Origin of the sequence: Streptomyces chryseus (assembly GCF_014650755.1) — a bacterium.
GTDB classification, from domain to species: Bacteria; Actinomycetota; Actinomycetes; order Streptomycetales; family Streptomycetaceae; genus Streptomyces; species Streptomyces chryseus.
Map to the genome: position 1 here is coordinate 181,318 of NZ_BMVO01000003.1, position 22,065 is coordinate 203,382.

Sequence of the window (22,065 nt, forward strand, 5' to 3'; positions counted from 1 at the left end):
GCGCGACACTTGTGCGGCTGACCAGGCACATGTGTACAAGCAGCCCGGTCCTAGAGGAAGGTGTCCGAGTGTCCCGCCGTAGAATCGGCTTCTGGTACCGCCTGGCAGCGGTCATCGCTAAACCGCCGCTGGTGGTTCTGTTCAAGCGGGACTGGCGCGGAATGGAGCACATTCCGGCCGAGGGCGGATTCATCACCGCGGTCAATCACAACTCGTATCTGGACCCGCTCTCCTACGGGCACTTCCAGTACAACACGGGCCGCGTTCCGCGCCTGCTGGCCAAGGCGGGCCTCTTCAAGACGCCGTTCGTGGGGATGATGCTGCGCGGTACGGGCCAGATCCCGGTCTACCGCGAGACCACCAACGCCCTCGACGCCTTCCGCGCGGCGGTCGGCGCCATCGAGCGCGGCGAATGCGTCGCCTTCTACCCCGAGGGCACGCTCACCCGCGACCCCGACATGTGGCCGATGGCCGGCAAGACCGGAGCGGCGCGGGTGGCCCTGATGACGAAGGCCCCCGTGATCCCGGTGGCCCAGTGGGGCGCCAACTTGGCGATGCCGCCGTACGCCAAGGAGAACAAGCTTCAGCTTTTCCCGCGCAAGACGCTTCAGGTGCAGGCGGGTCCGCCGGTCGACCTGGACCGGTTCTACGACAAGGAACCGACGCCCGAAGTGCTGCGCGAGGCGACCGAGGCCATCATGGCCGCCATCACGGAGCAGCTCGCCGACCTGCGCGGCGAGCCCGCGCCCGCCCAGCCGTACGACCACCGCATGGCCCGCGCGCAGCAGCGGCGCAAGGCCGAGGGAGAGAACGCGAAGTGACACGCCAGCCGGTCAAGGCGGCCGTATTCGGAACAGGCTCCTGGGGCACCGCCTTCGGCATGGTGCTCGCCGACGCGGGCTGCGACGTGACCCTCTGGGGCCGCCGCGCCGAAGTCGCCGACGCCATCAACAACGGCCGTACGAACCCCGACTATCTCCCGGGCGTCGAACTGCCCGCCCGGCTGCGCGCCACCACCGACCCCGCCGAGGCCGCCGAGGGCGCCGACTTCACGGTGCTCGCCGTTCCCTCGCAGACGCTGCGCGGCAACCTCGCGGCGTGGACCCCGCTGCTGCCCGCCGACACCGTCCTCGTCTCCCTCATGAAGGGCGTCGAACTCGGCACCGCCAAGCGGATGAGCGAGGTCATCGAGGAGGTCGCGAAGGCGCCCGCCGAGCGGGTCGCCGTCGTCACGGGGCCCAACCTCGCCAAGGAGATCGCGGCCCGGATGCCCGCCGCCGCCGTCGTGGCGTGCAGCGACGAGTCGGTGGCCACCCGGCTCCAGTCCGTCTGCCACACCCCGTACTTCCGCCCGTACACCAACACCGACGTCATCGGCTGCGAGCTGGGCGGCGCCGTCAAGAACGTCATCGGCCTCGCCGTCGGCATCGCGGACGGCATGGGCCTGGGCGACAACGCCAAGGGCTCCCTCATCACCCGCGGCCTCGCCGAAACGACCCGCCTGGGCCTGGCGATGGGCGCCGACCCGCTCACCTTCTCGGGACTCGCCGGGCTGGGCGACCTGGTCGCCACCTGCTCGTCGCCGCTCTCGCGCAACCACACCTTCGGCACCAACCTGGGCCGCGGGATGACGCTCGAAGAGACCATCGCGGTCACCCGGCAGACCGCCGAGGGCGTCAAATCCTGCGAGTCGGTGGCCGATCTGGCCCGCCGCCACGGGGTCGACATGCCGATCACGGACACGGTCGTCGACATCGTCCACAACGGGAAGCCGCCGATCGTCGCCCTGAAGGAACTGATGGCGCGCAGCGCCAAGCCCGAGCGCCGCTGACCGCCCGCGCACGCACCTCTCGCGCCGCTCAGCGGGCTTCGAGGTGCCGCCGTGGCGTCCGGCCACCGGTCCTGGGGAGGCGGGCAGCGCGCCGCGCCCGCGCCCGCACTCCCCGGCACCGGATGTGCACGGTACCCTCAACGCGATATGAGCAGCGAGAACCTCCCCCAGAGCCCCGCGCAGGAGCCCCGCAAGCCGCGCGTGGCCGTCGTCTTCGGCGGCCGCAGCTCCGAGCACTCCATCTCGGTCGTCACGGCCGGCGCCGTACTGCGGGCCATCGACCGCGAGAAGTACGACGTCCTGCCCATCGGCATCACGACGGACGGCCGCTGGGCGCTGACCGCCGACGAGCCCGACCGGATGGCCATCGCCGACCGGACGCTGCCGAGCGTCGAGAGCCTCGCCGAGTCGACGGACGGCGGCGTGGTCCTCTCGGTCGACCCGGGCAACCGTGAAGTCGTCCTCAGCGAGCCGGGCTCGGTGCCCAAGGCGCTGGGCGAGGTCGACGTCGTCTTCCCGATGCTGCACGGCCCGTACGGCGAGGACGGCACCCTCCAGGGCCTCCTGGAGCTGTCCGGTGTCCCGTACGTCGGCTCCGGTGTGCTCTCCTCGGCCGTCGGCCAGGACAAGGAGTACATGAAGCGGGTGTTCGTCTCCTTCGGGCTGCCGGTCGGCCCGTACGAGGTCATCCGCCCCCGGGAGTGGGAGAACGACCCCTCCGCCGCCCGCAAGAAGATCGTCGGCTTCGCCGGCGAGCACGGCTGGCCGCTGTTCGTGAAGCCCGCCCGCGGCGGCTCCTCCATGGGCATCACCAAGGTCGACGACCTCTCCGGCCTCGACGAGGCGATCGAGGAGGCCCGGCGCCACGACCCGAAGATCCTCGTCGAGTCGCTGCTGCGCGGCCGCGAGATCGAGTGCGGCGTGCTGGAGTTCGAGGACGGGCCGCGCGCGAGCGTCCCCGCCGAGATCCCGCCGGTCACGTCGCACGACTTCTACGACTTCGAGGCGAAGTACATCGACTCCGCGGCCGGGCTGGTGCCCGCGCCGCTGACCGAGGAGCAGACCGCCGAGGTGCGGCGGCTCGCGGTCGACGCGTTCGACGCGGCGTCCTGCGAGGGCCTGGTGCGCGCGGACTTCTTCCTGCTCGACAGCGGGGAGTTCGTGATCAACGAGATCAACACCATGCCGGGCTTCACGCCGATCTCCATGTACCCGCGGATGTGGCAGGAGACCGGGGTGTCCTACCCCGAGCTCGTCGACCGGCTGATCCAGGCCGCGCTGCGCCGCCCGACCGGCCTGCGCTAGCGGCGCCGGGCCGGCCGGCCGGGACTACAGGCTGTCCGGCACCGTCTTCTTCACCGGCCCCGCGAAGGCCGCCAACGGCGTCACGTCGTGGGCGTACTTCGCGGGGAGGGTCACCTCGACGTAGGCCTCGCGGTAGGTCGTGGTGAACCGCGGACCGCCGTCCTCCTGCCGCTCCAGCATCCAGTTGACGCCGTCCGCCTCCACGCCCTTCGACGCGGCGTCGCTCATCTTCTCGGGTCGCGGGACGCCGCAGCGCAGTACGATCGCCGGATCTCCCCATACGGCGGTGAGGTCCGACTCCGGTTCGGCGGTGCGCCGCCGCTGCCCGTCGACCGTCTCCGGCAGCTCACCGTGCAGCGCCCGGCACACCTCGGCCTCTTCCGGGGACGGGGTGGGAACCGGGACCGCTACGGCGTCGTCCGTGAGGGAGCAGCCGGCGACGGCGAGGAGCAGGGCGGCGCACGAGAGCGCCGGCACCGGCGCGTACGACAGAAGCCGGCGGGAAGTGGAAGTCACCGGCCAAGAGTAGACGGGGGCTAGATGTGCACGACCGGGCAGGTCAGAGTGCGGGTGATGCCGTCCACCTGCTGGACCTTGGCGACCACCAGCCGGCCGAGATCGTCGACGGTGTCGGCCTGCGCGCGCACGATCACGTCATAGGGTCCGGTCACGTCCTCGGCCTGGATCACTCCCGGAATCTTGCCGATGGTCTCGGCGACGGACGACGCCTTGCCCACCTCGGTCTGAATGAGGATGTACGCCTGTACCACGGAACCTCCAGGGCGGCCACGAGGATCATGTGGGAGATAAAGAGACGCCACCGTATCGCGTCGTCGCGGGCAGCGGGGAGACCTGCGCGGCCAGCGGCGCACGGAGCGTGGCGTACGGAGACCAGAAGTTGACGTATGTGTTGACGGTACCTACAGCAGTGATGGCTCGCGACCGCAAGCGCACTGGGGCAGAAGGGGCACATCCATGAAGGGCACTGTGGGCGAACTGGGGGAGTTCGGCCTCATCCGAGAGCTCACCTCCCGGCTCACCTCCACCCCGGCGGTTCGGCTGGGGCCCGGCGACGACGCCGCCGTCGTGGCCGCACCCGACCGGCGGGTCGTGGCGAGTACGGACATCCTGCTCGAGGGACGTCACTTCCGGCGCGACTGGTCGACGGCGTACGACGTGGGCCGCAAGGCCGCCGCGCAGAACCTGGCCGACATCGCCGCCATGGGGGCCGTGCCGACCGCGCTGCTCCTCGGCCTCGTCGTCCCCGCCGAACTCCCCGTGAGCTGGCCGACGGAGCTGATGGACGGCATCAGGGACGAGTGCGCGGTCGCGGGCGCCGCCGTCGTCGGCGGTGACGTCGTACGCGGCGAGACCATCACGGTGGCGATCACCGCCCTCGGCGACCTGCGCAACCACGAACCGGTGACGCGCTCGGGCGCCCGGCCCGGCGACGTCGTCGCCGTCACCGGCTGGCTGGGCTGGTCCGCGGCGGGCCTCGCCGTCCTCTCGCGCGGCTTCCGCTCGCCGCGCGCCTTCGTCGAGGCGCACCGGCGCCCCGAACCGCCGTACCACGCGGGCCCCGCGGCCGCCGGACTCGGCGCCACCGCCATGACGGACGTCAGCGACGGGCTGGTCGCCGACCTCGGGCACATCGCGGAGGCCAGCAAGGTGCGCATCGACCTGCGGTCCGGGCTCATCGACATCCCCACCCAGATGTCCGACATCGGTCAGGCGGTCGGCGTGGACCCCCTGCAGTGGGTACTGACCGGGGGAGAGGACCACGCGATCGTGGCGACCTTCCCGCCGGACACCAAGCTGCCCGCCCGCTGGAAGATCATCGGCGAGGTCCTCAACCCGTCGGCGCTGCCGCAGGTGACGGTCGACGGGGCGCCCTGGACGAGCAAGGGCGGCTGGGACCACTTCGGCGACATCGAGACCGGACCGTAGGCCCGGCCCGGGCCCGGGGCGTACTAGATTCGCCCGTATGCGAATACTTCCCTGCGTCCTCACCGTCGCCGGATCCGACTCCGGCGGCGGTGCCGGCATCCAGGCCGACCTCAAGACGATGCTGGCGCTCGGCGTGCACGGCATGAGCGTGCTGACCGCGGTGACGGCGCAGAACTCCCTGGGCGTGCAAGGCGCCTGGGACCTGCCGGTGGAGGCCGTACGGGCCCAGTACCGCAGCGTCGTCGACGACATCGGCGTACAGGCCGTCAAGACCGGGATGCTCTCGTCCGCCGAACTCGTCGAGACGGTCGCCGAACTGCTCGCCGGCACCGACGCCCCGGTGGTCGTCGACCCCGTGGGCGTCTCCAAGCACGGCGACCCGCTGCTCGCCACGTCCGCCCTGGAATCCGTACGGACGAAACTCCTGCCCACGGCGACCGTCGCCACCCCCAACCTCGACGAGGTGGCCCAGCTCACCGGCGTACGCGTGGAGTCCGAGGCCGGACTGCGGCGGGCGGCCGGCGCGCTCCTCGAATTCGGTCCGCGCTGGGTCCTCGTCAAGGGCGGCCACCTGCCGGGCGACGCGGTCGACCTGCTCACGGACGGCACCGAGGAGCACTGGCTCCGCGCCCCCCGTCACGACAACCGGCACACCCACGGCACCGGCTGCACCCTGGCCTCCGCGATCGCCTCGGGACTCGCCAAGGGCCTCGACGTACCGCAGGCCGTGTCCGCCGCCAAGGAGTACGTGACCGAGGCGATCGCCGCCGGGTTCGCGCTCGGCGCCGGGATCGGGCCGGTCGACCACGGCTGGCGGCTCAGGAACAGCCCTGCGTCCTGAAGGCGGCCGCCCCGCCGGGGGCGTAGGGGAACAAAAAAGAACCGGTCCACCACGAGGGTGGACCGGTTCTCAAGCAACCAGCTAGGTGGCCGCGCTTGGCATACGTCAGCGCGAGACCTTGCCGGCCTTGATGCACGAGGTGCAGACGTTGAGCCGCTTCGGCGTCCGACCGACCACTGCACGCACGCGCTGGATGTTGGGATTCCAGCGACGGGACGTACGGCGGTGCGAGTGCGAAATGTTGTTGCCGAAGCCCGGCCCCTTGCCGCAGACGTCGCAGTTGGCAGCCACGGGTCACTCCAAAGACTTCAGATGCACTTACAGTGGATCCCGGCATGCCGGGATCGAAGAATCGAGTGGCGTAGCCGGGGGAATGTCCCGATTCTCATCGGGCAACCGGAGCAGCATACATCGCCTGCTCCCGTAGAACGAAACTACCACGACCGCCGGGCGCCCCGTCCCCGTCCCCCTCCGCTCCGCCCCCGCCACCGGGCCCGGCCGTCGCGCGACTACCCTGCGGTGCAACCCGCTCTCAAGGAGGACGCCAGGTGCCGCAATCCCTCGACGCCGTCGCGGTACGCACCTGGTGCTCGCTGGCCCTGGAGGCCCTGGGCAGAGCCCGCGAGGAGATCGACGCGATCAACGTCTATCCGGTCGCGGACGGGGACACCGGCACCAATCTCTACCTGACCGTCGAGTCCGCCGCCCAGGCCGTCGAGGCGGTGTTCACCGCCCACGAGACCGTCACCCGGGCGGGATCCGGGCAGGCGTCGGCCCCTGCCCTCGCCGACGCGGTACGGGCCATGGCGCACGGCGCGCTCATCGGCGCCCGGGGCAACTCGGGCACCATCCTGGCCCAGCTGCTGCGCGGCATGGCGCAGGTGCTCTCCGGCCGGGCGGCCGACGCCGAGGCGCTGCGCCGGGCGCTGCGCAGGGCCGCCGAATCGGCGTACCAGGCGGTCGCGCACCCCGTCGAGGGCACCGTCCTCACGGTGGCCACGGCCGCCGCCGAGGCCGCCGAGCGGACGGGCGGCGACGCCACCGAAGTGGTGCGCGCGGCGTACGAGGGGGCGCGCACCGCACTGGACGCGACCCCCCGGCAGCTGGCGGTGCTCGGCCGCGCGGGCGTGGTCGACGCGGGCGGCCGGGGCCTGGTGGCCGTGCTCGGCGCGCTGGTCGAAACCGTCTCGGGCGAGGCCGTCGCCGTACACGCGCCAAAGGCGCCGGCGCCGCTGCCCGAGGACGACGACTGCCCGGCCGACGCCCCGCAGGAGGGCGGCCCCGCCTTCGAGGTGATCTACCTGCTGGAGGCGGACGACGCGGCGGTGGCCCGGCTGCGCACCCGGCTCGACGGGCTCGGGGACTCGCTGGTCGTCGTCGGCGGCGACGGCCTGTGGAACGTCCATGTGCACGTGGACGACGCCGGCGCCGCCGTGGAGGCCGGCGTCGAGGCGGGCCGCCCGTACCGCATCCGCATCACCCACTTCGCCGCCGACCGGGTCGCCCCGCCCCGGGAGCGGGCCCAGCGGGCGGTCGTCGCCGTCGTACCGGGCGAGGGGCTCGCCGGGCTGTGCGCGGAGGCCGGCGCGACGACGGTGCTCGCGCGCCCCGGGGAGCCGCCCGCGAGCGGAGAGCTGGCGGAGGCGATCCGGCGCGCCCACGCGCGCGAGGTCGTCCTGCTGCCGAACGACGCGGACCTGCGGCACACGGCGGCCGCGGCGGCCGAGCAGGTGCGGACCGAAGGGGTACGGGTCGCCCTCATCCCGACCCGCGCGGCGGTCCAGGGCATCGCGGCCCTCGCCGTCCACGAACCCGAACGGCGCTTCGACGAGGACGTCGTGGCGATGACCTCGGCGGCCGGCGCCACCCGCTACGGCGAACTGGCCGTCGCCGAACGGCAGTCGTGGACGACGGCCGGCATCTGCCAGGCGGGCGACGTGCTCGGCCTGATCGACGGCGACGTCGCCGTGATCGGCTCCGACCTGACCGCGGCGGCCCGCACCGTCCTGGACCGGATGCTGGCGGCGGGCGGCGAGATGGTCACGCTGGTCCTCGGCGAGGACGCGCCGGCGGACCTCGCCGCGTACCTGGAGGGGTATGTACGCGAGTCCCACCTGGCGGTGGACACGGTGACATACGACGGCGGCCGCCAGTCGTCCCCCCTGCTGATCGGCGTCGAGTAGCGCCTCCCGCCGCCCCGGCGGGGCGCCTCCCGCGAGGGAACGTGGCCCGTTGTCAGTGGTGTGGTGTGCAATGGTCCCGTGCCCGCGCTCGACGAACCACTCAAGAAGACGCTCGGCGGCACCACCGCGAAGGTGATGGCCGAGCACCTCGACCTGCACACGGTCGGTGACCTGCTGCACCACTACCCCCGGCGGTACGCCGAGCGCGGCGAGCTGACCCAGCTCGCCGACCTCCCGCTCGACGAGCACGCCACCGTCGTGGCGCAGGTCGCCGACGCCCGGGTGCTGCGCTTCAACAACGGCAAGGGCCAGCGCCTTGAAGTGACCCTCACCGACGGCAGCGGACGGCTCCAGCTGGTCTTCTTCGGCAAGTCGATCTACCACCACCAGAAAGAACTGCTGCCCGGCCGCCGCGGCATGTTCTCCGGCAAGGTCGGCATGTTCCGCACCGTCCGCCAGCTCTCCCACCCGGCGTACGAGATGCTCGGCGCGGACAGCGGCGCGGACGCCGTCGAGGCCTGGGCGAACCAGCTGATCCCGCTCTACCCCGCCTGCGCCCAGATGGAGAGCTGGAAGATCGCCAAGACGGTCGACGTGGTGCTGGCCTCCATGGAGGCCACCGGCTGGCAGGAGATCACCGACCCCCTGCCGCCCGCCCTGCGCGAGGGCCGGGGCCTCACCGACCTGCCCGACGCGTTCCGCAAGGTGCACCGGCCGCGCACCAAGGCCGACATCGCCGAGGCGCGCGACCGGCTCAAGTGGGACGAGGCGTTCGTTCTCCAAGTCGCGCTGGCCCGGCGCCGGTTCGCCGACAGCCAGCTGCCGGCCGTCGCCCGCAGGCCCGTCCCCGGCGGTCTGCTCGACGCCTTCGACGCCAAGCTGCCCTTCACGCTCACCGACGGGCAGCAGCGCGTCTCCAAGGAGATCTTCGACGACCTGGCCACCGAGCACCCCATGCACCGGCTGCTCCAGGGCGAGGTCGGATCGGGAAAGACGATGGTCGCGCTGCGCGCGATGCTCGCCGTCGTCGACGCGGGCGGGCAGGCGGCGATGCTCGCGCCCACCGAGGTGCTCGCCCAGCAGCACCACCGGTCGATCACCGAGATGATGGGCGAGCTGGCCGAGGGGGGCCTGCTCGGCGGCGCCGAGCAGGGCACCAAGGTCGTCCTGCTCACCGGCTCCATGGGCATGCCCGCCCGCCGCCAGGCCCTGCTGGACCTGGTCACCGGCGAGGCCGGCGTCGTCATCGGGACGCACGCGCTGATCGAGGACAAGGTGCGGTTCCACGACCTCGGCCTGGTCGTCGTGGACGAACAGCACCGCTTCGGCGTCGAGCAGCGCGACGCCCTGCGGTCCAAGGGCAAGCAGCCCCCGCACCTGCTCGTCATGACGGCCACGCCCATCCCGCGCACGGTCGCGATGACCGTCTTCGGCGATCTGGAGACCTCCGTCCTGGACCAGCTCCCGGCCGGCCGCTCGCCCATCGCCACCCACGTCGTCCCGGCCAAGGACAAGCCGCACTTCCTCGCCCGCGCGTGGGAGCGCGTGCGCGAGGAAGTGGAGAACGGGCACCAGGCGTACGTCGTCTGCCCCCGCATCGGCGACGGCGAGGACGACCCCAAGGCGGCCAAGGGCGGCAGGAAGAAGGCCGCGTCCGCCGAGGAGGACCCGGAGAAGCGGCCGCCGCTCGCCGTGGTGGAGATCGCCGAGCAGATCGCCGCCGGCCCCCTCCAGGGCCTGCGCGTCGAAGTGCTGCACGGCCGGATGCAGCCCGACGACAAGGACGACGTCATGCGCCGCTTCTCCGCGGGCGACGTGGACGTCCTGGTCGCCACCACCGTCATCGAGGTCGGCGTGAACGTCCCCAACGCCACCGCCATGGTGATCATGGACGCCGACCGGTTCGGCGTCTCGCAGCTGCACCAGCTGCGCGGCCGGGTCGGCCGGGGCTCGGCCCCCGGGCTGTGCCTGCTGGTCAGCGAGATGCACGAGGCGAGCCCGGCCCGCGCGAGGCTGGCCGCCGTGGCCGCCACGCTCGACGGCTTCGAGCTCTCCCGCATCGACCTCGAACAGCGTCGCGAGGGCGATGTGCTCGGCCAGGCCCAGTCCGGAGTCCGCTCGTCCCTGCGGGTGCTCGCCGTCATCGACGACGAGGAGGTCATCGTGGCGGCCCGCGAGGAGGCCACCGCCGTGGTCGCCGCCGACCCGGAGCTCGAACGGCTCCCGGAGCTGCGCACCGCCCTCGACGCCCTGCTGGACAAGGAGCGGGAGCAGTACCTCGACAAGGGCTGACAATGGGGGAGCGGAATCCGTTCCGCTCGCCCGCACCTACGACCCTAGGACCCGACACCCATGACCCGCGTGATCGCCGGCACGGCCGGCGGACGCCGCCTGGCCGTCCCGCCGGGCAACGGCACCCGCCCCACATCCGACCGCGCGCGTGAGGGCCTGTTCTCCACCTGGCAGTCGCTGCTCGGCACCCTGGAGGGCATCAGGATCGCCGACCTGTACGCGGGTTCGGGCGCCGTGGGCCTGGAGGCGCTGTCGCGCGGCGCCGCGCACGCCCTGCTGGTCGAGGCCGACGGCCGGGCCGCCCGCACGGTCCGGGACAACGTCCGCACCCTGGGCCTGCCCGGCGCCGAGGTCCGGGCGGGCAAAGCGGAGCAGATCGTGACAGGCCCGGCGCCCGAGACGCCGTACGACGTGGTGTTCCTCGACCCTCCGTACGCCGTCACGGACGACGATCTTCGGGAGATCCTCCTCACACTCCGCACCCAGGGCTGGCTCGCGGACGACGCCGTGGCCACCGTGGAGCGCAGCACAAGAGGTGGAGAGTTCAACTGGCCCACGGGATTCGAGCCATTGCGGGCCCGTCGCTACGGCGAGGGCACGCTTTGGTACGGTCGCGCCGCCTCTACGTGCGAAGACGCACGATGACCGGACCGGAGAGCGAGGGACTACAGATGCGCCGCGCAGTCTGTCCCGGGTCATTCGACCCGATCACCAATGGACATCTCGACATCATTGCCCGCGCCTCCAAGCTGTACGACGTCGTACACGTCGCGGTGATGATCAACCAGTCCAAGCAGGGGCTGTTCACGGTCGACGAGCGGATCGACCTGATCCGAGAGATCACCGCCGAGTTCGGCAACGTCGAGGTCGAGGCCTTCCACGGGCTCCTGGTCGACTTCTGCAAGCAGCGCGACATCCCGGCCATCGTGAAGGGCCTGCGCGCGGTCAGCGACTTCGACTACGAGCTCCAGATGGCCCAGATGAACAACGGCCTCTCGGGGGTCGAGACCCTGTTCGTCCCCACCAACCCCACCTACAGCTTCCTCTCCTCCAGCCTGGTCAAGGAGGTCGCGGCCTGGGGCGGCGACGTCTCCCACCTGGTCCCCCCGAGGGTGCTCGGCGCGCTCACCGAGCGCCTCACCAAGAAGTGACAATCTGACGGAACGTCACCAGGTGTCGGGCGGGGGCCGACTGCCCGTACAGTCGTCCCGTCCGTCTCCAGCCGGAAGAACAGGTGGCGAGCACACGGTGGACGTGCAGAAGAAGCTCGACGAGATCGTCGAAGCGGTGGGCAGCGCCCGGTCGATGCCCATGTCGGCCTCGTGCGTGGTCAACCGCGCCGATCTGCTCTCGATGCTCGAAGAGGTGCGCCAGGCACTGCCCGGCTCCCTGGCGCAGGCCCAGGAGCTGATCGGCGGCCACGAGCAGATCACCGAGCGGGCCCGCCAGGAGGCCGAGCGGATCATCGAGTCCGCGCACGCCGAACGCGGGTCGCTCATCTCCGACACCGAGGTCGCCCGCCGCTCCCAGGAGGAGGCCGACCGCATCCTCGCCGAGGCCCGCCGCGACGCGGAGGAGATCCGCGCCGAGGCCGACGAGTACGTCGACTCCAAGCTCGCGAACTTCGAGGTCGTCCTCACCAAGACCCTCGGCTCCGTCGACCGCGGCCGCGAGAAGCTGCTCGGCCGGGGCCCCGGCCTCGACGAGCAGGGGTACGCCGACGAGGAGGCCCCGGAGCGCAGCCACGACCCGGAGACCCTCAGGCAGCGCGCGGACGAGTACGTCGACACCAAGCTCGGCGCTTTCGAGGCCGTGCTCTCCAAGACCCTCGAAGCCGTCGGCCGCGGCCGGCAGAAGCTGCACGGCCGGGTGGCCTCGGACGAGCTCGGCGCGCACATGGTGGCCCAGGACGAGGCCGGAGCGCAGCACAGCAGCGACGCGGACTTCCTCGCCGACCTGGCCGAGCCGCAGGCCGCCGTGCCCGTGGCCGCCCCGCAGCAGGCGCCGCACATCCCCGCGCAGCAGCCGTACGACCCGTACGCCTACCAGCAGCCCGCGCAGCAGCAGGACCCCTACGCGTACCAGCAGCCCCAGGACCCGTACGCCGCCCAGCAGCCCGATCCGTACGGCTACCAGCAGGACCCCTACGCGTACCAGCAGCACCAGCAGCAGGGCTACGGCCAGGGTCAGGACTACGGCCACCCGCAGCAGGGGCACGTCCCCCAGCAGCAGGGCGCGCTCGACGAGACCAGCCTGTTCGACACCAGCATGATCGACCTCGATCAGCTGCGGGAGTACGAACAGGGGCGCTAGCCGCCGATTGGGCCCTGAGCGAAGCGTCAAGTATCCTGGCTCTTCGGTCGCGCGTATGCCCGCGATCACGGCTGCCCGCTTCGCGTTCCGCGACGGCGACACGGCGGCCCACCACAGCGAACCGAAAGCAGGAAGACCCCTGAACGCCCACCTCGACCACCGCAACCCCCTCGTGTTCGACACACACGAGCTGGGCCGGCGTCCCGGTGCGCTCCAGCGGCTGACCCGCTCGGTGGGCGCCCCCAAGGACCTCGGTCTCGACGGGGTCATCGGCGTGCCCGAGGGCGCGCCGGTGGATCTCAGGCTCCGCCTCGAATCCGTCATGGAAGGGGTGCTCGTCACAGGCACCGCCCGTGCGACGGCCGAGGGGGAGTGCGTAAGGTGTCTGGAGCCGCTGGAGCTGGACGTTGCAGCGGACTTCCAGGAGATGTTCTCGTACCCTGCCGCCGATGACCGGGGCCGCTCCAAAGCGGAACCGGCCGACGACGACGAGGACGACGAGGACAGGCTCTACCTCGAGGACGGTCTTTTCGACCTCGAGTCCGTGCTGCGCGATGCGGTGGTGCTCGCACTGCCGATGCAGCCGGTGTGCCGGGAGGACTGCCCCGGCCTGTGCCCGCAGTGCGGGATCAGGCTGGACGAGAATCCCGATCACAACCATGACGCCGTCGACATTCGATGGGCGGCACTGCAAGGACTCGCCGGGACCAACCAGGACGGCGAGAAGGACAACATTGGCGACGCCGCCGAGTCGGGCGTCGACGAGAAGCAGGAGAAGTAGCCGTGGCTGTTCCGAAGCGGAAGATGTCGCGCAGCAACACGCGCCACCGCCGGTCGCAGTGGAAGGCTGCGGTCCCCACCCTGGTTTCGTGTGAGCGTTGCCAGGAGCCGAAGCTCCAGCACATCGCGTGCCCGAGCTGCGGCACGTACAACAAGCGCCAGGTCCTCGAGGTCTGAGCGGCTGGTGAGAGGCACGATGTCTGACGCCAAGGCGGACAACGCCAAGAAGCCGGCGGAGAACACGGCCTCGTCCCACACGCTTCTGGAAGGGCGGCTCGGGTATCAGCTCGAGTCCGCCCTTCTGGTGCGCGCGCTGACCCATCGTTCGTACGCGTACGAGAACGGCGGCCTGCCCACCAACGAGCGTCTGGAGTTCCTCGGGGACTCCGTGCTCGGCCTGGTGGTCACGGACACGCTGTACCGGACCCACCCCGATCTGCCGGAAGGCCAGCTGGCCAAACTGCGGGCCGCGGTGGTCAATTCTCGTGCACTGGCGGAGGTGGGCCGCGGCCTCGAACTCGGCTCCTTCATCCGGCTCGGCCGGGGCGAAGAGGGCACGGGTGGCAGGGACAAGGCATCCATCCTCGCCGACACCCTCGAAGCGGTGATCGGCGCGGTCTATCTCGACCAGGGTCTCGGAGCCGCATCGGAACTGGTGCACCGGCTCTTCGATCCGCTGATCGAGAAGTCTTCGAGTCTCGGTGCGGGCCTGGACTGGAAGACCAGTCTCCAGGAGCTCACCGCGAGCGAGGGCCTCGGGGTTCCCGAGTACCTCGTGTCGGAGACCGGACCGGACCACGAGAAGACCTTCACCGCTGCTGCCCGCGTCGGTGGTGTCTCGTACGGCACCGGCACCGGCCGCAGCAAGAAGGAAGCGGAACAGCAGGCGGCGGAGTCCGCGTGGCGCGCGATTCGCGCGGACGCGGACGAGCGCGCGGCGGCGGCCTCGGCCACCGCCGAGGCGGCGCCCGTCCCGGCCACGGCCGAGGACGCGACGTCGTCGGCCGAGGCCAACGCCTGAGTGATGTGAGTACTGCTCTCTGTGCCCCCTGCCGGATTCCGGCAGGGGGCACAGAGGTATGCTGCTGCCGTGCCCGAGCTCCCCGAAGTCGAAGTCGTACGTCGCGGGTTGGAGCGCTGGGTCACCGGCCGGACCGTCGCCGAGGTGCAGGTCCTGCACCCCCGGGCCGTACGCCGCCACCTCGCCGGCGGTGAGGACTTCGCCGTACGCCTCCAGGGGCACCGCGTCGGCGCCGCGCGCCGCCGGGGCAAGTACCTGTGGCTGCCGCTGGAGGACACCGCCGCCTCCGTCCTCGGCCACCTCGGCATGAGCGGCCAGCTGCTCGTACAGCCCGAGACCGCCCCCGACGAGAAGCACCTGCGCATCCGCGTCCGCTTCGACGACGCCCTGGGCACGGAGCTGCGCTTCGTCGACCAGCGGACCTTCGGCGGGCTCTCGCTGCACGACAACGCCGCCGACGGGCTCCCCGACGTCATCGCGCACATCGCGCGCGACCCGCTGGACCCGCTCTTCGACGACGACGCGTTCTGCGCGGCGCTGCGCCTGCGCCGTACGACCGTCAAGCGCGCCCTGCTCGACCAGTCGCTGATCAGCGGCGTCGGCAACATCTACGCGGACGAGGCGCTGTGGCGCGCGCGGCTGCACTACGACCGCCCCACCGCGACCCTCACACGCCCCCGCGCGACCGAGCTCCTCGGTCACGCGCGGGACGTCATGAACGCCGCGCTCGCCGTCGGCGGCACCAGCTTCGACAGCCTCTACGTGAACGTGAACGGCGAGTCCGGGTACTTCGAGCGCTCGCTCGACGCCTACGGGCGCGAGGACGAGCCCTGCCGGCGCTGCGGCACGGCGATGCGGCGGCGGCCCTGGATGAACCGCTCCAGCTACTTCTGCCCGCGCTGCCAGCGCCCGCCGGCACCCCGCAGCCCTCGCTAGAGCGCGATGCGCGCCCCTCCGACCCGCCGCGCGTCTCGTCGTAACGCGCCTGCGCCGTCAGCGCCTGCGGCATGAGGCCCTCGATCAGCATGATGAGGTCGAGCAGCCGGCCCGCGACCTCCTGCCCCAGCGGCGTCAGCTCGTAGTCCACGCGCGGCGGGTTGGTCGGCTGCGCGTGCCGGCTGACGAGCCCGTCGCGCTCCAGCGCGTGCAGCGTCCCGGACAGCATCTTCTCGCTCACGCCGTCGACCCACCGGGCTTCTTCTCGGGCGCCGGCGCCCGGACCAACAACGACGAGGGCCCCGACGCCGTGCACAAGGCGGACATCGCCACCGCCGAGCACCTCGGACGCCGGATCGCGGAGACCACCACGGTGTTCGCGGCGGGACGGGCAGCCGTCGCGGTCTGAACCGGCGCCCCTCACGGCACCGCGTGAAAGCAAAGGCCCCCGTCCGTCCGGACGGGGGCCTGCGTGCTGAGGTGGGGCGGGGGTCAGAAGCCGAAGTTCTGGGTCCACCAGGGGCCGCCGGGAGCCATGTGCACGCCGACGCCGAGGGTCTTGAACTCGCAGTTCAGTATGTTCGCCCGGTGGCCTTCGCTGTTCATCCAGGCGTCCATCACCGCTTGCGCGTCGGCCTGGCCGCGGGCGATGTTCTCGCCGCCCAGCCCGTCGATGCCGGCCTTCTCGGCGCGGTCCCAGGGGGTCGCCCCGTCCGGGTCGGTGTGGTCGAAGAAGCCGCGGGCGGCCATGTCCTCGCTGAAGTCCTGCGCCAGCTCGCCGAGCGGCCGGTCGGCCCGTACCGGTGAGCAGCCGGCCGTCACGCGCTCCTTGTTGACCAGCGTCAGGACGGCCGCCTCGGCGGCGGTCTCGGTGCCGGAGCCGCCTGCGTCGCCGCCACCGGTCTCCGGGACCTTCACGGACGGGACCGGCACCACACGTTCGGGCTTCGCCGTCTTCGGTGGCGCGGCGGGCTTCTCGGTGCGCCGGTCCTCGGCCGTCTGCCGCTCGGACGGCTCGGCCGACGGCTTCGCGGAGGGCTTCTGCGCGGACTTCGACGGCTGGGACGGCTTGGGCGAGGGGGACTTCGACGGCGCGTGGGCGCGCCCGGTGTCCTCGACGGCCGGAGTGGTCGTCCGGTCCGTCGGCTGCGCCGAGCTGCCGCCCTGCGTCTCCAGCCCGGCCGTGCCCTCGGCGCTGACCCGGTCGCCCGAGCCGCCGCTGATGGAGAAGTTCTCCCCGCCGGGCAGCAGGCCGGAGGTGACGGCCACGGCACCCAGGGCCACGGCGGCGGAGACGCCGAGCAGTCCGGTGCGTACGGGCGCGGCCCGCTTCTTCCGGCGGCGCGAGTTCCCCTGGTACCGGCCTGCCGGTGCGTCCGCGTGGTCTGCTGCTACGGGTCCGGCGGCGGAGCGACGATGGCGTCCCATCTGCTGTGCCTTCCTCATGCTTGCTCGACGTGGTCCACGTCGATACGTCTCACCCGAATGGGTGAGGCTTTATTTCGTCGGGACTGTACGCCATGACGCGTGGGGGCGAAGTGCCTCGTGAGCAATTGGCCAGTTAGCGTTCGGGCATGAACGAAGAAGTGCGGCTCACCGCCTGGGTACGCGGCCGAGTACAGGGAGTGGGCTTCCGCTGGTTCACCAGGGCAAACGCTTTGGAGATCGGCGACCTCGCCGGCTTCGCCCTGAATCTTGACGACGGCCGGGTGCAGGTCGTGGCCGAGGGTCCGCGTGAGAATTGCCACCGTCTGCTGGACTGGCTGCGCTCCGCCGACACTCCCGGGCGGGTCGACGGCGTGACCGAGATCTGGGGCACGCCGCGCGGGGGTTATACGGGCTTCGCGATGCGTTGATCATTTCGCGGCGGGGGCGCCTCCGGCGCGTTCCGGGAATGCCCGTGGCAGGTGCCTGGGGCAGAAACGACCTGGTGGTTGCCAAGAAACGGTTGGCGTGGAAAGCTGCCGGAGTACGGATGATCCCTACGCCCCCCGGGCCCGCAGAAGAGGCGGCGCCGCTGCATTTCGCGGCCGCGCGCCCCCGGGCTGCACGCGATACGGGGCGTGATCGTGTTGACCGTCAAACTTTTTGGTGAGACTCTGGAAGCCCCGCGCACCTTAGCTGTTTGGCATTGAGAACAACAGAGATGACAAGCACCGCGGGTGCGATTCCCTCACGACCCACCACCGTTTCGGTCGGTCACTCAGTGTGGAGGACCATCCATCATGGCAAAGGCGCTTCTCGGTTACGTCGGCGGCTCCGACCCGCGACTCCTCGCCGAGATGCGACGGCTTCAGCAGCGCGTCCAGGATCTCGAGTCCGAGCTCAACCGGATTCAGTCCGAGAACGACGCGCTGAGCGCCGCCGCTCACCACCGCGGAGATTCGCTGCTCGACAGCATCGACATCGACGTACCCCAGGCGGAGCCTGCGCTCACCTGACACGGCTCGTAGGACATTCCGAGCCTGTCAGGCTGTCCGTATCAGCCGCTTGAGATTTGCTCAAGATCTATCAGCAAGACATTGCAAGGGACGCTTCGGCGTCCCTTCTTTCTTTCCGGGCCGTGCGTACACCTCTTCCCTTACCGTCTGATGTGCCCTGCACCTTCATGGGTGAAACCGGCGGTGAAAGGTAGAGTGCGGCGGTGCATCTCAAGGCCATGACTCTCCGCGGTTTCAAGTCATTCGCATCGGCCACGACACTCCGGTTCGAACCAGGCATCACCTGCGTCGTCGGCCCCAACGGATCGGGCAAGTCCAATGTCGTGGACGCCCTGTCCTGGGTGATGGGAGAGCAGGGAGCGAAGTCGCTGCGCGGCGGCAAGATGGAAGACGTGATCTTCGCCGGGACCACCGGGCGGCCGCCGCTCGGCCGGGCCGAGGTCTCCCTGACCATCGACAACTCCGACGGCGCGCTGCCCATCGAGTACGCCGAGGTCACCATCACGCGGATCATGTTCCGCAACGGCGGCAGCGAATACCAGATCAACGGCGACACGTGCCGGCTGCTCGACATCCAGGAATTGCTCTCGGACTCCGGCATAGGGCGAGAGATGCACGTCATCGTCGGGCAGGGCCAGCTCGACTCCGTACTGCACGCCGATCCGATGGGGCGCAGGGCGTTCATCGAGGAGGCCGCCGGCGTTCTCAAGCACCGCAAGCGCAAGGAGAAAGCGCTGCGGAAGCTCGACGCGATGCAGGCGAATCTCTCGCGCGTACAGGACCTGACCGGCGAACTGCGACGCCAGCTCAAGCCGCTCGGCCGGCAGGCGGCGGTCGCGCGGCGGGCCGCCGTCATCCAGGCCGACCTGCGGGACTCCCGGCTGCGGCTGCTCGCCGACGACCTGGTGAAGCTGCGCGAGGCACTGCGCGCGGAGATCGCCGACGAGGAGGCGCTCAAGGAGCGCAAGGACGCGGCTGATGCCCAGCTCAAGGCCGCGCTGGTGCGCGAGGCGGAGCTGGAGGACGTGGTACGCCGCCTCGCCCCTCGGCTCCAGGCGGCGCAGCAGACCTGGTACGAGCTGTCGCGGCTGGCCGAGCGGGTGCGCGGCACGGTCTCGCTGGCCGACGCCCGGGTGAAGAGCGCGACCGCGCCGCAGGAGGAGGAGCGCCGGGGGCGCGATCCCGAGGACATGGAACGCGAGGCCGCGCGGGTCCGCGAGCAGGAGGCGGAGCTCGAAGCGGCGCTGGAGGCGGCGCGGCGGGCGCTGGAGGACACGGCCGGCCACCGGGCCGAGCTCGAACGGGAGCTCGCGCAGGAGGAGCGCCGCCTCAAGGACGCGGCCCGCGCCATCGCCGACCGGCGCGAGGGCCTCGCCCGGCTCAGCGGCCAGGTCAACGCGGCGCGCAGCCGGGCCGGTTCGGCCCAGGCCGAGATCGACCGGCTGGCCGCCGCGCACCGGGGCGCCCAGGAGCGGGCCGCCGCCGCACAGGAGGAGTACGAGCAGCTCAAGGCCGAGGTGGAAGGGCTGGACGCGGGCGAATCGGACCTTGCTGAGCAGTACGAGGCTGCCAGGCGCGAGCTGGCCGAGGCCGAGGCCGGTCTCACCGCGGCCCGGGAGGCGGCGACCTCCACCGAGCGCCGCCGGGCGGCGACCTCCGCGCGGCACGACGCGCTGGCGCTGGGACTGCGCCGCAAGGACGGCACGGGCGCGCTGCTCGCCGCGCAGCCCGCGCTCGCCGGCCTGCTGGGCCCGGCGGCCGAGCTCCTGACGGTGACCCCCGGATTCGAGGTGCCGGTGGCGGCGGCGCTGGGCGCGGCGGCCGACGCGATCGCGGTGAAGGACCCGGCCACCGCCGCCGAGGCGATCCGACTCCTGCGCAAGCAGGACGCGGGCCGGGCGGTGCTGCTGCCGGGCGGCTTCGGGGGCGCTTCGGAGTCCGGGGGCGGCCCCGGAGCATCGCCGGCGGTGATCGACATGCCGGGTCAGGCGGCCGGTGCCGGTGCGGACACCGCCCGGCCGGGGACCGCGCACGGCGTGCCGGGGCAGGGTGCGGCGCCCGGTGTGCCCGGAGGAGCGAGCCACGGGCGAACCGGAAGCGGGAGCGGTGGGGCGGGGATGGCCCCCGAGGCGGGAGGCGTGGTCGTGGCACGGCGTACGGCCGGGTCGCCCGCGCCTGTGGCCGGGCTGGTGCGCGGCCCCGCCGAGCTGATGCCCGCCGTGCGGCGGCTCGTACGGGACATGGTCGTCGTCGGCACGCTGGAGGACGCCGAGGACCTGGTCGCCGCCCGGCCCGGCCTGACGGCGGTCACCGCCGAGGGCGATGTGCTGGGGGCGTACTTCGCGCACGGCGGTTCGGCGGGTGCGCCCAGCCTGCTGGAGGTGCAGGCCTCCGTCGACGAGGCCGCCGCCGAGCTGGAGGAGCTGGCCGTACGGTGCGAGGAGCTCGCGGCGGCGCAGCACGGGGCGGGGGAGCGGCGTGACGTGTGCGCCGCGCTCGTCGAGGATCTGGCGCAGCGCCGCCGCGCCGCCGACCGGGAGAAGTCCGGCGTCGCCCAGCAGCTCGGCCGGCTCGCCGGGCAGGCGCGCGGCGCCGCGGGCGAGGCCGAACGGTCGGCCGCTGCCGCCGCCCGTGCCCAGGAGGCGCTGGAGCGGGCCACCGAGGAGGCCGAGGAGCTGGCCGAACGCCTGCTGGTGGCCGAGGAGGCGCCCGTACAGGAGGAGCCGGACACCTCGGTACGGGACCGGCTCGCCGCCGACGGGGCCAACGCCCGCCAGACCGAGATGGAGGCCCGGCTCCAGGTCCGTACCCACGAGGAGCGGGTGAAGGGCCTCGCCGGGCGGGCCGACGCGCTCGACCGGGGGGCGCGCGCGGAGCGCGAGGCACGGGCGCGCGCCGAGCAGCGGCGCGCGCGGCTGCGCAACGAGGCGCGGGTGGCGTCCGCCGTGGCGTCCGGTGCGCGTCAGCTGCTCGCCCACGTCGAGGTCTCGCTCGTACGGGCCGACGAGGAGCGGGCCGCGGCCGAGGCGGACAAGGCGGACCGCGAGCGGGAACTGGCGGCCGAGCGCGGCCGGGGCCGTGAGCTGAAGGGCGAGCTGGACAAGCTGACCGACTCGGTCCATCGCGGTGAGGTGCTGGGCGCCGAGAAGCGGTTGCGCATCGAGCAGCTGGAGACCAGGGCGCTGGAGGAGCTGGGCGTCGAACCGGCGGGGCTCGTGGCGGAGTACGGCCCCCACCAGCCCGTGCCTCCGTCGCCGCCCGCCGACGGCGAGGAGGTGCCGGACGACCCGGAGGACCCCCGCAATCAGCCGCGGCCGTTCGTGCGCGCGGAGCAGGAGAAGCGGCTGCGGGCGGCCGAACGGGCGTACCAGCAGCTCGGGAAGGTGAATCCGCTGGCCCTTGAGGAGTTCGCGGCGCTGGAGGAGCGGCACAAGTTCCTCTCCGAGCAGCTTGAAGACCTGAAGAAGACGCGCGCCGACCTGATGCAGGTGATCAAGGAGGTCGACGAGCGCGTCGAGCAGGTCTTCAGCGAGGCGTTCCGGGACACGGCGAGGGAGTTCGAGGGGGTCTTCTCACGGCTCTTCCCGGGCGGTGAGGGGCGGCTGATCCTCACGGATCCCGACAACATGCTCACCACCGGGGTCGACGTCGAGGCCAGGCCGCCGGGCAAGAAGGTCAAGCGGCTGTCCCTGCTGTCCGGCGGTGAGCGCTCGCTGACCGCGGTGGCCATGCTGGTGTCGATCTTCAAGGCCAGGCCGAGCCCGTTCTACGTGATGGACGAGGTGGAGGCGGCGCTCGACGACACCAACCTCCAGCGGCTCATCCGGATCATGGAGGAGCTCCAGGAGAGCTCCCAGCTGATCGTGATCACGCACCAGAAGCGGACGATGGAGGTCGCCGACGCGCTGTACGGCGTCTCCATGCAGGGGGACGGCGTGTCCAAGGTCATCAGCCAGCGCCTCCGCTGAATCAGCTACGTACCTTCAAACCTTGAACGCGAGTCGACACCGAGGGTTCTTGAATCTCACGTTCTCCACCTCTTGACTTCGAAACCTGAAGGAATAGTCTCGGCAACGTCGTTTTTACCTTCAAGTGGTGCGCGGCGCGATGTTGTGCCCCACCTTGAAGTGCTTGCCCCCCACGCCCGGCGACGCGGCCAGGCACCAGGAGTTGAT

21 protein-coding genes and 2 pseudogenes are annotated in these 22,065 nt (G+C 71.7%); 18 read left to right on the forward strand and 5 right to left on the reverse strand.

The annotated features are described in order from the left end of the window. Positions 1-68 precede the first annotated feature (68 nt). From IE185_RS07490 to IE185_RS07500, 3 genes are all read left to right on the forward strand, one after another. Positions 69-821: a lysophospholipid acyltransferase family protein gene (locus tag IE185_RS07490; protein WP_138893999.1), complete on the forward strand. Its 753-nt coding sequence runs from the start codon at positions 69-71 to the stop codon at positions 819-821. Then, complete coding sequence (locus IE185_RS07495; protein ID WP_138893998.1) at positions 818-1,831, forward strand: NAD(P)H-dependent glycerol-3-phosphate dehydrogenase; 1,014 nt, start codon at positions 818-820, stop codon at positions 1,829-1,831. Before IE185_RS07490 ends, IE185_RS07495 begins: the two co-directional genes overlap by 4 nt. Before the next feature lie 147 nt (positions 1,832-1,978). Next, positions 1,979-3,136, forward strand: coding sequence for a D-alanine--D-alanine ligase family protein (locus IE185_RS07500; RefSeq protein WP_138893997.1), 1,158 nt, complete (start codon positions 1,979-1,981; stop codon positions 3,134-3,136). Positions 3,137-3,160: 24 nt separating this feature from the next. Here IE185_RS07500 and IE185_RS07505 read toward each other — a convergent pair whose 3' ends face one another. Next, complete coding sequence (locus tag IE185_RS07505; protein ID WP_138893996.1) at positions 3,161-3,652, reverse strand: DUF3515 domain-containing protein; 492 nt, start codon at positions 3,650-3,652, stop codon at positions 3,161-3,163. 20 nt (positions 3,653-3,672) lie between these two features. After that, on the reverse strand, positions 3,673-3,906 hold the full coding sequence (locus IE185_RS07510; protein ID WP_069926747.1) for an Lrp/AsnC family transcriptional regulator: 234 nt from the start codon (positions 3,904-3,906) through the stop codon (positions 3,673-3,675). Positions 3,907-4,111: 205 nt separating this feature from the next. On the opposite strand from IE185_RS07510, the gene IE185_RS07515 reads away from it, so the two are divergent. Both IE185_RS07515 and thiD read left to right on the forward strand, forming a co-directional pair. Then, the gene (locus IE185_RS07515; protein WP_138893995.1) at positions 4,112-5,083 is read left to right on the forward strand and encodes a thiamine-phosphate kinase; all 972 of its coding nucleotides are present in this window, start codon (positions 4,112-4,114) and stop codon (positions 5,081-5,083) included. Positions 5,084-5,120: 37 nt separating this feature from the next. Further along, complete coding sequence (gene thiD, locus IE185_RS07520; protein WP_189714834.1) at positions 5,121-5,924, forward strand: bifunctional hydroxymethylpyrimidine kinase/phosphomethylpyrimidine kinase; 804 nt, start codon at positions 5,121-5,123, stop codon at positions 5,922-5,924. 105 nt (positions 5,925-6,029) lie between these two features. Here thiD and rpmB read toward each other — a convergent pair whose 3' ends face one another. After that, on the reverse strand, positions 6,030-6,215 hold the full coding sequence (gene rpmB / locus IE185_RS07525; protein WP_003957616.1) for a 50S ribosomal protein L28: 186 nt from the start codon (positions 6,213-6,215) through the stop codon (positions 6,030-6,032). Positions 6,216-6,472: 257 nt separating this feature from the next. Here rpmB and fakA point away from each other — a divergent pair, with 257 nt between their 5' ends. The 9 genes from fakA to mutM all read left to right on the forward strand — a co-directional run bounded on the left by fakA (position 6,473) and on the right by mutM (position 15,449). Further along, the gene (fakA, locus tag IE185_RS07530; protein WP_189714836.1) at positions 6,473-8,107 is read left to right on the forward strand and encodes a DAK2 domain-containing protein; all 1,635 of its coding nucleotides are present in this window, start codon (positions 6,473-6,475) and stop codon (positions 8,105-8,107) included. Positions 8,108-8,185: 78 nt separating this feature from the next. After that, positions 8,186-10,399, forward strand: coding sequence for an ATP-dependent DNA helicase RecG (gene recG, locus IE185_RS07535; RefSeq protein ID WP_138894255.1), 2,214 nt, complete (start codon positions 8,186-8,188; stop codon positions 10,397-10,399). A gap of 60 nt (positions 10,400-10,459) precedes the next feature. Then, positions 10,460-11,044: a 16S rRNA (guanine(966)-N(2))-methyltransferase RsmD gene (gene rsmD, locus IE185_RS07540; RefSeq protein WP_138894254.1), complete on the forward strand. Its 585-nt coding sequence runs from the start codon at positions 10,460-10,462 to the stop codon at positions 11,042-11,044. Positions 11,045-11,070: 26 nt separating this feature from the next. Further along, complete coding sequence (coaD, locus tag IE185_RS07545; RefSeq protein WP_189714838.1) at positions 11,071-11,550, forward strand: pantetheine-phosphate adenylyltransferase; 480 nt, start codon at positions 11,071-11,073, stop codon at positions 11,548-11,550. 97 nt (positions 11,551-11,647) lie between these two features. Further along, positions 11,648-12,712, forward strand: a complete 1,065-nt coding sequence (locus tag IE185_RS07550; protein WP_138894252.1) for a F0F1 ATP synthase subunit B — start codon at positions 11,648-11,650, stop codon at positions 12,710-12,712. A gap of 139 nt (positions 12,713-12,851) precedes the next feature. Then, complete coding sequence (locus IE185_RS07555; RefSeq protein ID WP_229843406.1) at positions 12,852-13,493, forward strand: YceD family protein; 642 nt, start codon at positions 12,852-12,854, stop codon at positions 13,491-13,493. A 2-nt stretch (positions 13,494-13,495) separates the two neighbouring features. Next, positions 13,496-13,669: a 50S ribosomal protein L32 gene (rpmF, locus tag IE185_RS07560; protein WP_003965982.1), complete on the forward strand. Its 174-nt coding sequence runs from the start codon at positions 13,496-13,498 to the stop codon at positions 13,667-13,669. Positions 13,670-13,688: 19 nt separating this feature from the next. Continuing rightward, on the forward strand, positions 13,689-14,513 hold the full coding sequence (gene rnc, locus IE185_RS07565; RefSeq protein ID WP_138894250.1) for a ribonuclease III: 825 nt from the start codon (positions 13,689-13,691) through the stop codon (positions 14,511-14,513). A 69-nt stretch (positions 14,514-14,582) separates the two neighbouring features. Next, complete coding sequence (gene mutM, locus IE185_RS07570) at positions 14,583-15,449, forward strand: bifunctional DNA-formamidopyrimidine glycosylase/DNA-(apurinic or apyrimidinic site) lyase (protein ID WP_138894249.1); 867 nt, start codon at positions 14,583-14,585, stop codon at positions 15,447-15,449. Positions 15,450-15,474: 25 nt separating this feature from the next. On the opposite strand, the pseudogene IE185_RS07575 reads toward mutM, so the two are convergent. After that, positions 15,475-15,714, reverse strand: a pseudogene (locus IE185_RS07575) (winged helix-turn-helix transcriptional regulator); the annotation flags it as partial. Here IE185_RS07575 and IE185_RS32995 point away from each other — a divergent pair. Further along, a pseudogene (locus IE185_RS32995) lies at positions 15,706-15,858 on the forward strand (NADPH-dependent FMN reductase); the annotation flags it as partial. The pseudogenes IE185_RS07575 and IE185_RS32995 overlap by 9 nt on opposite strands. 83 nt (positions 15,859-15,941) lie before the next feature. Here the strand turns inward: IE185_RS32995 and IE185_RS07580 are convergent. Beyond that, entirely contained in the window at positions 15,942-16,877 is a 936-nt protein-coding gene (locus IE185_RS07580; protein ID WP_138894248.1) for a CAP domain-containing protein, read from the reverse strand. Between the two features lie 146 nt (positions 16,878-17,023). Here IE185_RS07580 and IE185_RS07585 point away from each other — a divergent pair, with 146 nt between their 5' ends. The 3 genes from IE185_RS07585 (at position 17,024) to IE185_RS07595 (ending at position 21,858) form a co-directional block, all read left to right on the forward strand. Next, complete coding sequence (locus IE185_RS07585; protein ID WP_138894247.1) at positions 17,024-17,305, forward strand: acylphosphatase; 282 nt, start codon at positions 17,024-17,026, stop codon at positions 17,303-17,305. Positions 17,306-17,674: 369 nt separating this feature from the next. Continuing rightward, on the forward strand, positions 17,675-17,890 hold the full coding sequence (locus IE185_RS07590) for a hypothetical protein (protein WP_028814575.1): 216 nt from the start codon (positions 17,675-17,677) through the stop codon (positions 17,888-17,890). Positions 17,891-18,093: 203 nt separating this feature from the next. Beyond that, positions 18,094-21,858, forward strand: a complete 3,765-nt coding sequence (locus tag IE185_RS07595) for a chromosome segregation SMC family protein (RefSeq protein WP_138894246.1) — start codon at positions 18,094-18,096, stop codon at positions 21,856-21,858. The last annotated feature ends 207 nt before the right edge of the window (positions 21,859-22,065 follow it).

Excerpts from the sequence above, each read along its gene's own strand:
- IE185_RS07500 (WP_138893997.1), top strand. The coding sequence starts at position 1,979 with ATGAGCAGCGAGAACCTCCCCCAGAGCCCCGCGCAGGAGCCCCGCAAG.
- IE185_RS07515 (WP_138893995.1), top strand. The coding sequence starts at position 4,112 with ATGAAGGGCACTGTGGGCGAACTGGGGGAGTTCGGCCTCATCCGAGAG.
- thiD (WP_189714834.1), top strand. The coding sequence starts at position 5,121 with ATGCGAATACTTCCCTGCGTCCTCACCGTCGCCGGATCCGACTCCGGC.
- rsmD (WP_138894254.1), top strand. The coding sequence starts at position 10,460 with ATGACCCGCGTGATCGCCGGCACGGCCGGCGGACGCCGCCTGGCCGTC.
- coaD (WP_189714838.1), top strand. The coding sequence starts at position 11,071 with ATGCGCCGCGCAGTCTGTCCCGGGTCATTCGACCCGATCACCAATGGA.
- rnc (WP_138894250.1), top strand. The coding sequence starts at position 13,689 with ATGTCTGACGCCAAGGCGGACAACGCCAAGAAGCCGGCGGAGAACACG.
- IE185_RS07580 (WP_138894248.1), bottom strand. The coding sequence starts at position 16,877 with ATGGGACGCCATCGTCGCTCCGCCGCCGGACCCGTAGCAGCAGACCAC.
- IE185_RS07585 (WP_138894247.1), top strand. The coding sequence starts at position 17,024 with ATGAACGAAGAAGTGCGGCTCACCGCCTGGGTACGCGGCCGAGTACAG.
- IE185_RS07590 (WP_028814575.1), top strand. The coding sequence starts at position 17,675 with ATGGCAAAGGCGCTTCTCGGTTACGTCGGCGGCTCCGACCCGCGACTC.